Source organism: Chryseobacterium jejuense, assembly GCF_017877355.1.
In the GTDB taxonomy this organism is placed as follows: domain Bacteria; phylum Bacteroidota; class Bacteroidia; order Flavobacteriales; family Weeksellaceae; genus Chryseobacterium; species Chryseobacterium jejuense_A.
Map to the genome: position 1 here is coordinate 128613 of NZ_JAGIPR010000002.1, position 15180 is coordinate 143792.

The following is a 15180-nucleotide window of genomic DNA, read 5'->3' on the forward strand; positions in this document are numbered from 1 at the left end:
TTTCTTGCCATTGCGGAATGCATTATAACCATATTGATCGTAGTGTACGCTTGGAAATGGAAAAGAATAGGGTTGGTATTGGGAAGATTGCGGGGTTGATCAAATATTCCTAATTTGCATCTGTAATGTAGTCCTTGTACCCTAATATTTAAACCCAATGAAGATTAAAGCTGTAATTGTAGATGATGAACTGATTGCAAGAGAGGTGTTGAGAACCTATCTCACCAAATACTGCCCACAGGTAGAAATTCTAGGTGAAGCTGAAAATATTAAAGAAGCTGTTCCTCTGATTGCTGAAAAGCAACCTCAATTGGTATTTTTAGATGTAGAAATGCCTTTCGGAAATGCCTTTGACGTATTGGAAGCTACCAGAGAGTTTTCCTACAAAACTATTTTCATCACTGCATTTTCACAATACTCTTTACAGGCTTTAAATAAATCTGCAAGTTATTATATCTTAAAACCAATTGATATTCAGGAACTCATTCTGGCCGTAAACAAAGTTGTTGAAAGTATAGAGAAAAAAGAAGAACTCAACCGGAATAAAATTCTGCTGGAGAACTTAAAATTAAAACCTGAAAAACAACAGCTTATCCTTCCCACCTTACAAGGATTTGATGTCGTAAAAACAGAAGATATTGTAAGGCTTCAGGCAGACGGAAATTTTACGCAGGTGTATCTTACAGATGGCTCAAAGAAAATGGTATGCAGATTTCTAAAGCATTTTGATGATCTTTTAGAAAGCCCTTTTGTGAGAGTTCACCGTTCCCATATCATCAATACATTTTTTGTGAAATCTTACCATAAAAGCGGAACTGTAATGCTTGCTGATGATACTGAAATTGAGGTTTCAGGAAGCTTTAAAGATAATTTTCTGAAAGTTTTTTCCTAGAATTTATCGTTCTTTAACAGCCCAAAGGCACTATTTTTGACGTTTTCATCACAACCACACAAAATTTTCTGTTATGAAGACCTTTCACAAAATAATCCTTCCTGTTTCATTGGGTGCTTTGGCCTATATGGCTTTTCATTCCTATTCTGTAGGAATTCCGAGAGGAGCTGTAGCAATAAAGAATTTTGATGTTAAAAAATATCTCGGAAGGTGGCATGAAATAGCCCGTTTTGATTACAAATTCGAGAAAAATATGGATAACGTTACTGCGGAGTATTCAGAGAATCCCAATGGCAGTATTCAGGTTAGAAATAAAGGATACGATTATATCAAAAAAGTATGGAATGAATCCATTGGAGAAGCTAAATTCGTTAAAAATGCTACTGAAGCAAGGCTGAAAGTATCCTTTTTTAAGCCTATCTGGGCTGGTTATAATGTCATTGATATTGATGAAGATTATCAATATGCTTTAGTCGCTGGAAGCAGTTTAAAATACCTCTGGATTCTCTCCCGTACCACAACCATTCCGGAAAGTATCAGACAACGTTTCATTGAAAAAGCTCAAAAAATTGGTTATAATACAGATGAGCTGATCTGGGTGAAACATCATCAATAATAAAGCAGAAAGGCAAAATTACCACATGGTAAATTCGCCTTTTATCCTTTTATTTTTTATCCTTTGATATACTCCTTCCATTCCTCAAAGCGGTAATCAATGACCTGTTTCATCAGATCATAATTTTCGTAGGTATCTTCAATGTGGTAGAAGGTTTCATATTCGTAATCATTATCTTCAGCTTTACCATCAAAAAGGTTCACGTAATCATCAGCAAAAGAACTGTATCTGTTGCCAAAATCAGTGTCATCTGCGTAATAATCCTTTGCAAAGCAGTTTCCAAGGTCATTAAGATCATATTCTGAGAATTTACCGTCACATGAATCCATGATAAATTCAGCCCCTGTAATTTCTCTTCGTTTTAATTTTTCAATTTCCTCTTCATTATCTTCTTTCAATTCATCGGAGATCAGGTTATTATGGATACACCAGTTCAGGAACATCCCGGTATGCGTTGCTCCGTTTTTCTGAGGAAGCCCCTCAGGAAAATCACCACCATAATGCCATGACGCATCATCATATTTAGACATAATTTTAACTAATTTTCGTCAAAAATAGAAAAAATCAATTTATATTGCCGCAGCCGCATATTTTTCCGTCCTTTGCAGGAGAATTTTTTTCAAGAATCTCATATATGGAAAAAGCAGTCCTAATCACTATTGGTGACGAAATCCTTTCCGGAAATACGGTAGATACCAATTCCAATTTTATTGCCTCTGAATTGAAGAACATCGGGATAAAGGTTGTACAGATCTTTACCATTTCAGACGAAATAGATATCATTAAAACTACATTAAGGACCGCTTTTGAACTGGGTGATCTTATCATTACTACTGGCGGGTTAGGCCCAACAAGGGATGATAAAACCAAAAAGGCGCTTGCCGAATTTTTCAATGACGAAATTGCGTTGGATGAGGTTACGTTTAATCACCTTAAAGGATACATGGAAAGACGCGGAAGAGCAGACATTCTGGAAAGAAATAAAGAACAGGCTTTTGTTCCTACAAAATCTATTGTTTTTCAAAACCATTTCGGTACTGCTCCATGTATGATGATGGAGTTGGATGGAAAACTGAGCTACAGTTTACCCGGTGTTCCTTATGAAGTAAAACCATTGATAAAAGATCAGATTATTCCTTATTTACAGGAAAAATTTAACCTTAATTATATTCATTCAAAAATTGTTTCCGTAGTGGGAATTCCGGAGAGTATTCTTGCAGATACTATTGAAGACTGGGAACTTGCCCTTCCTGAAAATATTTCATTGTCTTATCTTCCGATAGGAACCAGAGTGAAATTGAGGATAACGGCATCAGGAGACAATGAAGAAGCTTTACAACAACAGACTGAAGACGAGATTCAAAAATTACTTCCTCTCATCAAGGATAATGTGATTGCTATCTCTGAAGATAAAATCGAAAATATTCTGGCTGAAATTCTTACTGAGAGAAAACTGACTATCTCCACTGCAGAAAGCTGCACCGGTGGAGAGCTGGCAAAAATGATTACTTCAGTTTCCGGAAGTTCAAAATATTTTCTTGGTGGAATGGTAGCCTATGCCACGGATAAAAAAATCAAAATTTTAAATGTTTCCGGAGAAACGGTAGATCAGTTTACGGTAGTCAGTGAGCAGGTAGCCCAGGAAATGGCAAAAGGATGTCAGGAATTGTTTGATACCGATATTTCCCTTTCTACTACCGGTGTGGCAGGTCCTGGAAAAGGGGAGGATGGGAAAGATGTGGGAACCGTTTTCTACACCATTCGAATTAAAGATCAGGAAGTAACCTCAAAATTATATATGCCTCATCTGGAAAGATTGGATTTTATGAACTTCGTTTCCCAAAAGGTCATTCAGGATCTTGTGGGTCTTTTGATAAGTCCGTAAACGAAACGCTATTTTTTTAATGAATTTCAAGGTGATGTTCACACTTTTTGAAAATCATTCATTAAAATTTTAAAGTATGGAAAATTCCAAACAGATTTTTCAGACCAATAGCAAAAAACGCTGGAAAAGTGTACAAAGGGGAAGCCGTTTCTTTATTTTTATGGCGGTACTCCTGTTTTTGGCTTTAGGGCTGATGATGGCCGGGACAGAAGTCCTAAAATTCCTTTTAAAGAAGATTATAAAGCTGTAATTACAGCCAATAAGCCTTATCTTAAGGAAAATAAAATTTCTAAAGAATATAAAGGGTTCAGAAGCTTTATTTCTGAAAAAACAATGCATACCAATCTTGCCAAGATCGAAAAAGCAAGAGCCGAAAGACTTAAAAATCAAAAGAGAAACTGGGCACAATTTCCCGGTGGAATCCGTTCAGCATTCTATGTAGCATGGGATCCGCAGTCTTTGAGGTCTCTGAAACGAAGCATCAGACACGTCAATTTGGTTTCCCGGAATGGTTTTTCCTTGATCCTAAATCAGGAAATTTGAAAACCAATATCGATCCGGAAGGATACAAAATCATCAAAAGAACAGGAGTCGCAGCCATGCCGATCCTAAGTAACAACTCTGATCAGGAATTTCATGCTGAAGGGGTGGGGAAAGTATTGAATGACTCCAAAAAAAGCACTGCTCTTATCCAAAAACTTACCCAACAATGCTTGAAATACCACTTTAAAGAAATGTAAAAGAGATAGCAACATCTTAAAAGGCTGGAAGCAGGAAGTTACTTTGAGTTGTATGATGACTGAGAGTTACCATATAACTGATTTTTAAAAAGTTAAAAAGAGTTGTATTGGTTATTTTTTATGATTTTCATAACTTCCAGCTTCCATCTCCCAACTTCAAACCTGTCTGAATTATAAATTCGTATCACGCTCTGATGGTATTTGTTTAAATTTGTTTTACAAAAAAGTAACAAATAAGAAATAAATCATACATATTGTATAAATTGTTATCATAATGAAAAAACTAACGCTTTCTTTGTTTCTAATAGCAGGGATCTGCTCTCAAAATACAGTGAGTGCACAAGGTACAGCTGCTAAAGTAGCAGTAAATAACACAGATAAAGGTCTAGACCTTAGCTTAATGGATACATCAGTGCGTCCACAGGATGATTTTTATAATTATGTAAGTGGAACCTGGATGAAAACAGCGAAAATTCCAGCTGATAAACCAACTTGGGGGAGCTTCAACAAATTAGGAGAGGATACGGATAACAATTCCATGACCATCTTGAATTCTCTTTTGAAAGATAAGTTTACTGACGGAAGTGAGGGGAAAAAGATTCAGGATTTATACGCTTCTTACATGAATATGCAGAAGAGAAATGCTGATGGAATTAAGCCTATTCAGGAACATCTGAATAACATTGATGGGATCAAAAATATGGCTGACCTTCAGAATTATCTGGCTTCTGTAACAAAAGAAGGTGAAAATATTTTCTACGGATGGGGAGTATATGCTGATCTAAAGAATTCTAATATGAATGCTGTTTACTTAGGTGATGCTTCTCTTGGTTTAGGAAGAGATTATTATCAGAAAGTAAATGAAAAAAATACAGAAGCTATTGCTGAATATCAGAAATATGTAGCTTCTATGCTGAAGGAATTAGGGTATAAAAATGCTGACGAAGCAGCAAAAAATATCGTTAATTATGAAAAAAGCATTGCAAAGACGCTTTTAACAAACGAGCAAAGTCGTGATAATACCCTTCAGTATAACCCTAAAACAATGGCTGAGCTTTCTGCGTTGGTAAAAGGGGTGGATCTCCCGGCTTACCTTAAAAAGGTAGGGGTAAATACAGATAAAGTAATTATTGGAGAACTAGAATATTATAAGAACTTTGATAAATTGGTGAATGCTCAGAACCTTCCGATCATCAAAGATTATCTGAAATTCCACATGATCAATGGAAGTGCATCTTATCTAAGTGAAAAACTTGGAGATATGAAGTTTGCTTTCTTCGGTAAATATTTAAGAGGTCAGCAGGAGCAGAGAGCACTGAACAAAAGAGGCTTTGAATTGATCAATAGAAACTTAGGAGAAGCTTTCGGTAAACTATATGTTGAGAAATATTTCCCGGCTGAGGCTAAGGCTCAAATGGTTGAATTGATTGATTACTTAAAGAAGAGTTTTACACTCCATATCAATAACCTGACTTGGATGTCTTCTACCACTAAGGAAAAAGCAATGCAGAAATTGAATAAATTCACTGTGAAAGTTGCTTATCCGGACAAATGGAAAGACTATTCAAAACTGGAGATCACATCTGAAGCGAAAGGAGGTACATTATACAAAAACCTTCAGAATATCGGGGAGTGGCAGTATAATAAAGATTTAGCAAAAATCGGAAAACCGGTTGATAAAACAGAATGGGGAATGACTCCACAGACTGTAAACGCTTATTACAACCCGGTATACAATGAAATTGTATTCCCTGCAGCGATCCTTCAGCCGCCATTCTTTAATCCTCAGGCTGATGCAGCAGTAAACTTTGGAGGGATTGGCGCTGTTATCGGTCATGAAATAAGCCACGGATTCGATGATTCAGGAGCTCAGTTTGATGCAGATGGTAACCTGGTAGACTGGTGGACTCCGGAAGATAAAGCGAACTTCGAAAAAGCAACTAAAGCACTTGCTGCTCAATATGACAAATATGAGCCTGTAAAAGGAACATTCGTAAACGGCACCTTCACAAACGGTGAGAACATCGCTGACTTAGGTGGAGTAAACATCGCTTATGATGCCCTTCAAATGTACTTAAAAGATAAAGGAAATCCAGGAAAAATCAGTGGATTTACTCAGGATCAGAGATTCTTCCTAAGCTGGGCAACCGTTTGGAGAACTTTATCAAGTGAAAAATACATGATCAACCAGGTGAAGACAGATCCGCACTCTCCGGGCTACTTCAGAAGCTTCGGTCCGCTAATCAACGTTGATGCATTCTACAAAGCATTTGATGTGAAAAAAGGAGACAAATTATACAAAGCTCCGGAAGACAGAATCAAAATCTGGTAAAATAAATAAACCGTTCAGCAATGAGCGGTTTATTGTTTTCAGATAGCAGACTCGGAGAATCAGAATGAGTTGAAAATATTAGAACCATTAAGAGTTTGTAAGAAATTAAGAAAAGTTAAGACGTTAAAAAAAATCAAACCTAACCTATAGAATTAAAAGATAAATTTTTCTTTTTCTCTTCAGATTAACTCCAATTTTTTGTTCAGCCCCCAAGTTCCGGTGAAATTTACCTGAAAATAATGTAACAAACTGTAAATCAAATACACTTATAAGAGTGTAAAGTTAATACTATGAGAAAACTGATATTTTCCCTATTCTTACTTACGGGGATCTGCACTCAGAATTTGGTGGATGCACAGGCTAAAACGATTAAAACAGCAGTAAATACTATAGACAAAGGCTTAGACCTTGCTGCAATGGATACTTCAATACGCCCGCAGGATGATTTCTATAATTATGTGAATGGAAGCTGGATGAGAACAGCTCAAATCCCTTCGGATAAACCGGCTTGGGGAAGCTTTGACAAGCTTGCAGAAGATACGGACAACAATTCTATGACGATTCTGAACTCTCTTCTGACGGATAATTTTGCTGTAGGAAGCGAAGGTAAAAAGATTCAGGATCTTTATGCTTCTTACATGAATATGCAGAAGAGAAATGCTGATGGAATTAAACCTATTCAGGAGAAACTTAATAAAATTGATGCTATCAAAAACCTTATAGATTTTCAGAATTATCTGATTTCAGCGACAAAAGAAGGAGAAAATAATTTTTATGGATGGTCTGTGAGTGCAGATCGTAAAAATTCCAAGATGAATGCTGTTTACTTGGGAGTTCCGGCTTTAGGACTTTGGGGAAGAGATTATTATCAGAAAGATAATGAAAAAAACAGAGAAACTCTTGCAGAATACCAAAAGTATGTAGCATTGATGCTAAAAGAATTAGGATATATCAATGCAGATAAAGCGGCAAAAGGAGTTGTAGAGTATGAAAAAAGCATCGCAAAGACTTATTTGACGAATGAACAGAGCCGCGATAATACTCTTCAGTATAATCCACAGACTATGGCTGAGCTTTCAGATTTGGTAAAAGGAACAGATCTTCCTGCATATCTTAAAAAAGCAGGAGTCAATATAGATAAAGTGATCATCGGAGAGCTGAACTACTATAAAAATATGGATCAATTAATTAATGTAGAAAATCTTCCGGTGATTAAAGATTATATGAAGTTTCATCTGATTAATGGAAATGCAGCTTATTTAAGCGAAAAGCTTGATTCTATCAATTTCAACTTCTATGGAAAATATTTATTCGGGCAGAAAGAACAGAGAGCATGGGATAAAAGAGGCCTTGAATTGATTAACAGGAATATAGGTGAAGCATTTGGTAAACTATATGTTGAAAAATATTTTCCCGCAGAATCCAAAGCCCAGATGGTTGAGCTGATTGATTATTTAAAGAAAAGTTTTGCAGTTCACATCAAAAATTTAACATGGATGTCTGCAGCCACTAAAGAAAGAGCAATGGATAAGCTTAATAAATTTAGTGTAAAAGTAGGATATCCGGATCAATGGAAAGATTATTCAACATTAGAAATTATTCCTGGAAGTTCTTTATATAACAATCTTCAGAATATTGCGGCATGGAATTACAATAAAAAGCTGGAGAAAATAGGAAAACCTGTTGACAGGTCAGAATGGGGAATGACACCACAAACTGTAAATGCTTATTACAGAGCTGTAAACAATGAAATCGTATTTCCGGCAGCTATTCTTCAGCCGCCATTCTTTAATCCTAAAGCTGATGCAGCGGTAAATTTCGGGGGAATAGGTGGGGTAATCGGCCATGAAATAAGCCATGGATTTGATGATTCAGGAGCTCAGTTTGATGGTGACGGAAATTTGGTAGACTGGTGGATGCCTGAAGATAAAGCTAATTTTGAGAAAGCAACAAAAGCTCTTGCTGCCCAATATGCCCAATATGAACCTGTAAAAGGATCATTCATCAACGGAATCCACACTAACGGAGAAAATATTGCAGATCTAGGCGGGGTAAATATAGCTTATGATGCCCTTCAGATGTATTTAAAAGATAAAGGAAATCCTGGAAAAATCAATGGATTTACTCCAAGCCAGCGGTTTTTTATGAGCTGGGCTACGGTATGGAAAACAAAAGCTCCTGAAAAATATCTTCTTCTTCAGATAAAAATTGATAAGCATTCTCCGGGATATCTCAGAAGTTTTGCCCCACTCATCAATATCGATACATTCTACAATGCCTTTGATGTGAAAAAAGGAGACAAATTATACAAAGCTCCGGAAGACAGAATCAAAATCTGGTAAAATAAATAAACCGTTCAGCAATGAGCGGTTTTGTTTTTTAGGGATCAGGTAATAGGTAATAGGTAATAGGTAATAGGTAATAGGTAATAGGTAATAGGTAATAGGTAATAGGTAATAGGTAATAGGTCGGAACTTATGAACTACTTTAACCAAAATCCATAAGAAACGGCTTCCATCATTCCCATCCTTCTGAGGGGCGGCAAAAATTCAAAGAATTTTTGCCGGGGTGGTTTACAGGTCCACAATATTTCTATTTCCAGCCAACCCCAATTTACCTGCTAAAAAACTTTAAACCATAAACCTTAAACTTTAAACCCCAAAACTCATTATTATTCTCATCAATTCCCAATTATCCTTCATTACTTATCATTAAAGTTCGTATATTTGGTAAGTTTGTGTACAATCAAAAATTATCTTCAATGAAAAAGCTAAATATTGGTATACTTGCCTTTTCGGGTATAGTATTGCTAAATTCGTGTGGTGCAGCAAAGACTGCAGGGACAGAGACAAAAACAGAGGCTACAGCAAAAGTTGCAACGCCTGCAAAAGAAGAAGTAAAAGAGGAGGGAATCAATTTATCTTATATGGATACAGGTGTCCGTCCGCAGGATGACTTTTTTAGCTATGTGAACGGAAATTGGGTGAAAACTACACAAATTCCTTCAGATAAAGCCAACTGGGGATCTTTCAATGCTTTGAGAGAAAATGTAGATGATGCTTCATTGGATATTTTGAACAAAATCCTTACTGAGACATATCCTGCAGGTTCTGAAGGAGAGAAGATCCAAAGTCTTTACGCATCTTTTATGGATACATCCAAAAGAAATGCAGATGGATTAAACCCTATCAAAGCTGATCTTGCAAAAATTGATGCTATTAAAAGCCTTAATGATCTTCAGAAATACCTTTTAGAAGCTACAAAACTGGGAGATAACTCTTTCTATGGATGGAGAGCAGGAGCAGATATGAAAAATTCCAAGATGAATGCAGTATATCTTGGTGGGCCGGACCTTGGGTTGGGAAGAGATTACTATCAGAAAGTAAACGAAGCCAATACTAAAACATTAGGACAATATCAGGCTTATGTAGGAAAATTATTCGGAGTTTTAGGGTATAAAAATTCTACTCAGGCAGCGCAAAATGTAGTGGATTTTGAAAAACAACTGGCAAATTACTTACTGACACTGGAGCAGAACAGAGATGCCAATTTAAGATACAACCCTAAAAACGTTTCGGAATTATCAGGTTTAGTGAAAAACGTTGATCTTGCAAAATACCTTAAAGAAGCAGGGGTAAATACAGACAAAGTAATCATCGGAGAACTGAAATACTATCAGAACATGGATCAGTTCGTTACCCAGAAAAACTTACCTTTATTAAAAGACTATCTGAAATATCACCTGATTAACGGTAATGCCAGTAACCTTGATGAAAACCTTGAGCAGATCAGATTTGATTTCTATGCTAAAGATTTACAGGGTCAAAAGGAACAACGTCCTATGAACAAAAGAGGTTTAACTCTTGTAAACGGTGTTCTTGGTGAAGCTTTCGGGAAATTATATGTAGAGAAATACTTTACTCCGGAAGCAAAACAGCAGATGGAAACCTATATTGATTACCTTTTAAAATCATTTAAAACCCATATCACGAATATCGATTGGATGTCTCCTGAAACAAAAGTAAAAGCTCAGGAAAAACTATCCAAGTTCACGGTAAAAATTGCATATCCGGATAAATGGAAAGACTATAGCCAGTTAAAAGTAGAATCTCCAAAACAGGGCGGATCATTATATGCAAACCTGCAGAATGTATCAGCTTGGCAATATCAGAGAAATCTGGATAAAGTAGGAAAACCGGTTGATAAAACTGAATGGGGAATGTCTCCACAAACGGTAAATGCTTACTATAGTGGTTCAAACAACGAAATCGTATTCCCCGCAGCAATCCTTCAGCCTCCTTTCTACAATCCTAAGGCAGATGCAGCCGTAAACTTCGGTGGAATTGGAGCTGTAATCGGTCACGAGATCTCTCACGGTTTTGATGATAGTGGTTCCCGTTTCGATGGTGATGGAAACCTTAACAACTGGTGGACGGATGCTGACCGTAAGAACTTTGATGCAAAAGTGGCTCAGTTAGCTGCTCAGTACAGTGCTTATGAACCGGTAAAAGGAAGCTTTGTGAACGGCAAATTTACAAGTGGAGAAAATATTGGTGACTTAGGCGGAGTAGCAGTAGCTTACGATGCTCTTCAGATGTATCTTAAAGATAAAGGAAACCCAGGAAAGATCAGTGGATTCACTCAGGATCAGAGATTCTTCATGAGCTGGGCTACCGTTTGGAGAACAAAAGCAACCAATGAATATATGATTAACCAGGTGAAAACAGATCCGCATTCTCCGGGAATGTACAGAGCTTTTGGTCCATTGGTGAATCAGGATTCATTCATCAAAGCATTTGATATTAAATCGGGAGATAAAATGTACAAAGCTCCTGAGGAAAGAATAAAAATTTGGTAAGAGTACCAAAATATTGTTAGACAAGAAAGCATCCATCCCATATTGAGATGGATGCTTTTTTAATATGCTTTCTTATAATTCCGGATCACAAACTTTATTCCGGTTTCTATAATATCGCCCATTGTTTTGCAATACTTGAAATTGACATCGTAGGTAAGTTTCCGCAATGCTGTTTTTAACTCTGTAACATTGGCTTCCGGTGCAATATTGTCTTTTTTCATAATAGAAATGAGTTCATCAAATCTATTTTGGCTACTGGTTACTCTTTTTACAATTTGTGAGCGTACTTCCTTACGATACTGTTCTATAGAATTCGGTTTCAGTTTTTCCAGTACCATAGTAACCATCTGGTTGTTTTCTTTGAAATACTGAGGAAGATAAACTTTCAGATTCCCCTCATAGCTTTGCTGATCAAAATCGATGGGGCGAATTCTGTAAATAACCTGGTCAAAATCGTGTATAGGAATAACAACATAGTTATAAGAGCGCATGTCACCAAGCAGCCCAATGAGGCAGCGTTCATTGAACTTCACAAATTCCTTGGAAATCTGTGCCTTTTCCTGTTCTGTACAATGGGACATATGTTTCTGAATAAATACATCTCCGGGAATTCCTAAGATATGTTCCTCTATCAAAGTATTTTTGTAAATCAGAAAGTTAATCCGGTTGGGAGAAAGCAGGTCTTCCAATTCCAGTCCATATATACGGGAAGCATCAGCCTGTTTAATATAAAAGTTGGTATAATTATCGTTCAGAATATTTCTTACCCTAATTCTGAAAGGTTTAGAATTTCCGAAGGTACAGAAATCAATGGTATCTACTGTCAGGTAAGGTAAAGTAGCTTCATCTCCGTCAGAATGAAGGAGGGTGTAAATCTTATTTAGATTAGCCTCTATTTCTTTAAACTCAAATTCAGGATACAGTACACCCAGCCATAAAGTATCTTTACCTTCTTTATCCAGAATACGTACACTGTCACTGAATCTTAACAGGTCTTCATACAGAAACCGGATCTTGGTAGTTCTGTTATGTTTTTCCAAATACTGCTCTAATGCTTCCGAAACAGGATATATTGGTTTTCTGAATGCTATCTTTACATCTTTCATCACTCTGTTTACTTTATTTAAATATAAAGAATATTTTTCCTCATGTCAGAGAAATTCCTATTTAACACATATTTGTTGTTTTTTATCAATGCAAAATTGTACAAGGATTTTATTTTATCTCTTTATAGTTTGTTTTATTTATTTTTCATAGCTTAGTGACATCGTAAGACAGTGATTTTATGCTAAATAAATATAGATAAATTTAAATAATTTAAGAAAAATCTTGACAAAATTTTGTATGTTACAGTTTTTTTTTAAATTTAAACTCTGGATTTGTAATTTATTTGATTCATATGTAAATTGCTAAAAGACAGATCCAAACCCAAATAGTAAATCTCAAAATAATAATAATATGGCAATGTTTAATTATGGTGTTGGCGGAAACGAGGTAAAAGTAGACGCTAATGAAGCTATTCAGGAAATACAGGAAAATAAATCACTGATAGTAAGCCAGCTTACAACAGACGAATCTTATACCCCTGAAATTGTAACAGGATTAAAAACAGTGGAAGATGTGTTCAGACATTTTCAGCCTTCTGTAGCTGTACAGCACGAAACAGAAGATGGAGGAATGGTTGATGAAGAATTCCGTTTTCAAAATCTTGGAGACTTTACTCCTAAAAGCCTTACTCAGAAATCTGACTATCTTCAGCAGCTGAGCATGGAGCAGGAGCAGTACAACAAAATTGTACGTCAGTTGAAAACTAATAAAATTCTTCGTAATATGCTGGAGAACGACCAAACAAGAACGGCGTTCATCGAAGTATTGAAAGAAGTAGCACAAGAACTTGAAAAATAATTAAAGACTTACATTAAATCATGGATAGCAAATTACAGGCGCAAGAAAGCCAGCAGCAGGGACAGCAGCAGCAGCAGCACTCAGGGCAACCGAAAGGCAACCCGCTTGCTGAGCTCAATAAAATGGGAGGTTTTGGCTTTGTTGAATCCGTTGTAGACGGTATCGCCAATATGAACCCAACTAGAAAAGCAAGGAAAGAAATTTTCCTTAACGATAATAATAAATCAGACGAAAGAAAAGAACTTCTTCAGAAGATCAATCTTTGGGTAAGCCTTTTAGAAGGCAGCGAATCTGCAGATAAAATGGCTGATACGTGCAAAACTAAAGCACAACAGGCTGATCAGAACCTAAAGAAAAACCTAAAAAATACACTGGATGCCGTTCGTCTGTTGGAAACCAACTACAGAACTGTAGCTCAATTCTACAAAAATACAGAATTGGATAAAGTGGATAACGTAAGTATTGTTAATGCAAGCCTGGATCAGGTTTCAGACTTAGACAATCCTTTATTCATTGATGCCATTTCTGAAGAATTCAAAAATTACTACGACCGTTTAGACCTTAGAGATAACTATTCAATCCTTGCTATCCCTGGATATTTAGGATCTAATAAAGTTATTGAAAAGTGGGCTAAAATCTGTAACGAGAACAAAGTAATGATGGTTACAGACTTTGCGAACCTTGATAAGCCGGATGACGTAGTAGATTTATTCCATTCTGCAAACCTTACAGGTGGTGAACTTCACAGAAGTAACGTTATCATGACATGTAACTGGCTGGTAGGACGTGGAAAAGCTGAAGAAGTAGGTGAAGAAGAAAATGTAGAACTTCCACCTTCCACTTCACTAGCAGGAAAAATCCATAAAACACTGATGTCTCAGGTAGCAGCAGGTAAAAAACATGGTAATATCAACGAAGTGGACGCTGTAAAATTCGAATTGAAGAAAAGTGAAATTTCTCAGTTGGAAAAAATGGGTCTTGTACCAATGGTTAACGAATATGGTAAAATTATGGCTTTCTCTGCAAAGACATTATTTACAGGAGACAACATCGGTCTTCAGACATATTCAGTAGTTCGTGTATTTGACTATGTAACTAAAGTATTACTGGACTTCCTAAACAGAAGAGCCTTCGAAAACTGGAATGCTAAAAACGAAGACGATTTGAGAAGACAAATTGTAACGTTCCTTGACAATATCAAAGGACCGGACAAATTGATTGAGAAATTTAAGATCGTTCGTTTCGAACAGGATAGAGTAAACAAAGACAGAGTGTGGCTTGATATCCGTATGACCCCTTATTTCCCTACAAAAAGTTTCGTAATTAAATTAGACGGACACAAAGGAGATGACGGTAACGAATGGGATGCAGAATATGCTCAGGAATAATAACACCTTATTTTTAATAATAAAAACCGATGCATTTTTTACATCGGTTTTTTTCTACCAATATCTATGAATATTAAAATGAAAATTAAACTTACCATTGGCCTGCCTGTATTATTAATGGCTCTTTTAGTAAGCTGTGAAAAAAAATACCAAAGTCCGGGCCAGTACGAGGAAGACCTTTTTGCAGATGAACGTCAGGAAGGGAAGGCTTATATCATGGACGAAGAAGAGTGTTTCGATGGCAGTGAATTGGTCTTGGCAAGTTCAGAAGTAAAGCTTGCAGACAGTTCGAAAGGCCGTGGAAAAGCATTTTTTCTTTATAAGGTTAGCTCCGGAAGAATTTTGAAAACAGTAAGAGATTCCACATTGGATATGCCGATGATGTTTTTATCACCTCACAAGTTAAAGCTGAAAGAAGATTCCATGTACTTATACCTGAAAAAATTGGATGGATATCGTTTTATAGCCAAAGAAAGAAACCTGAAATATCAGTGGTTAAGGGGAGCTTCGGTATATTCAGTGAAGAAAAAATAAAATAAACCTATCTTTGTGGTCTTGAAATAA

The 15180-nt window shown here is 36.4% G+C and carries 14 protein-coding genes; 12 read left to right on the plus strand and 2 right to left on the minus strand.

Annotated elements, in window-relative coordinates; all coding sequences use genetic code 11:
• Window positions 1–157: 157 nt before the first annotated feature.
• Entirely contained in the window at window positions 158–892 is a 735-nt protein-coding gene (locus tag J2772_RS04360; protein ID WP_209913671.1) for a LytR/AlgR family response regulator transcription factor, read from the plus strand.
• A 73-nt stretch (window positions 893–965) separates the two neighbouring features.
• Window positions 966–1508, plus strand: a complete 543-nt coding sequence (locus tag J2772_RS04365; RefSeq protein WP_209913673.1) for a lipocalin family protein — start codon at window positions 966–968, stop codon at window positions 1506–1508.
• 56 nt (window positions 1509–1564) lie between these two features.
• Here the strand turns inward: J2772_RS04365 and J2772_RS04370 are convergent, their stop codons facing one another.
• Window positions 1565–2038, minus strand: a complete 474-nt coding sequence (locus J2772_RS04370) for a hypothetical protein (protein WP_209913675.1) — start codon at window positions 2036–2038, stop codon at window positions 1565–1567.
• A 104-nt stretch (window positions 2039–2142) separates the two neighbouring features.
• Here J2772_RS04370 and J2772_RS04375 point away from each other — a divergent pair, with 104 nt between their 5' ends.
• From J2772_RS04375 to J2772_RS04405, 7 genes are all read left to right on the plus strand, one after another.
• Entirely contained in the window at window positions 2143–3393 is a 1251-nt protein-coding gene (locus J2772_RS04375) for a CinA family nicotinamide mononucleotide deamidase-related protein (RefSeq protein ID WP_209913677.1), read from the plus strand.
• A gap of 76 nt (window positions 3394–3469) precedes the next feature.
• Entirely contained in the window at window positions 3470–3643 is a 174-nt protein-coding gene (locus J2772_RS04380) for a hypothetical protein (RefSeq protein ID WP_209913679.1), read from the plus strand.
• 83 nt (window positions 3644–3726) lie between these two features.
• Window positions 3727–3936, plus strand: coding sequence for a hypothetical protein (locus J2772_RS04385; RefSeq protein WP_209913681.1), 210 nt, complete (start codon window positions 3727–3729; stop codon window positions 3934–3936).
• Window positions 3933–4133 (plus strand): hypothetical protein, encoded by a 201-nt coding sequence (locus J2772_RS04390; RefSeq protein WP_209913683.1) that lies wholly within the window; start codon window positions 3933–3935, stop codon window positions 4131–4133. The genes J2772_RS04385 and J2772_RS04390 overlap by 4 nt, the downstream gene beginning before the upstream one ends.
• 274 nt (window positions 4134–4407) lie before the next feature.
• Window positions 4408–6465 (plus strand): M13 family metallopeptidase, encoded by a 2058-nt coding sequence (locus J2772_RS04395; protein WP_209913685.1) that lies wholly within the window; start codon window positions 4408–4410, stop codon window positions 6463–6465.
• A 290-nt stretch (window positions 6466–6755) separates the two neighbouring features.
• On the plus strand, window positions 6756–8807 hold the full coding sequence (locus J2772_RS04400; protein WP_209913687.1) for a M13 family metallopeptidase: 2052 nt from the start codon (window positions 6756–6758) through the stop codon (window positions 8805–8807).
• 419 nt (window positions 8808–9226) lie between these two features.
• Window positions 9227–11323 carry a M13 family metallopeptidase gene (locus tag J2772_RS04405; protein WP_209913689.1) on the plus strand — a complete coding sequence of 699 codons (2097 nt, stop codon included), beginning with the start codon at window positions 9227–9229 and terminating at the stop codon, window positions 11321–11323.
• Window positions 11324–11382: 59 nt separating this feature from the next.
• On the opposite strand, the gene J2772_RS04410 is transcribed toward J2772_RS04405, so the two are convergent.
• Window positions 11383–12429, minus strand: a complete 1047-nt coding sequence (locus J2772_RS04410; RefSeq protein ID WP_209913690.1) for a hypothetical protein — start codon at window positions 12427–12429, stop codon at window positions 11383–11385.
• Window positions 12430–12781: 352 nt separating this feature from the next.
• Here J2772_RS04410 and J2772_RS04415 point away from each other — a divergent pair, with 352 nt between their 5' ends.
• From J2772_RS04415 to J2772_RS04425, 3 genes are all read left to right on the plus strand, one after another.
• On the plus strand, window positions 12782–13228 hold the full coding sequence (locus J2772_RS04415) for a type VI secretion system contractile sheath small subunit (RefSeq protein ID WP_209913692.1): 447 nt from the start codon (window positions 12782–12784) through the stop codon (window positions 13226–13228).
• Between the two features lie 20 nt (window positions 13229–13248).
• Window positions 13249–14616 carry a DUF5458 family protein gene (locus J2772_RS04420; RefSeq protein ID WP_209913694.1) on the plus strand — a complete coding sequence of 456 codons (1368 nt, stop codon included), beginning with the start codon at window positions 13249–13251 and terminating at the stop codon, window positions 14614–14616.
• 78 nt (window positions 14617–14694) lie between these two features.
• Complete coding sequence (locus J2772_RS04425) at window positions 14695–15150, plus strand: hypothetical protein (RefSeq protein ID WP_245365122.1); 456 nt, start codon at window positions 14695–14697, stop codon at window positions 15148–15150.
• Window positions 15151–15180: the final 30 nt, after the last annotated feature.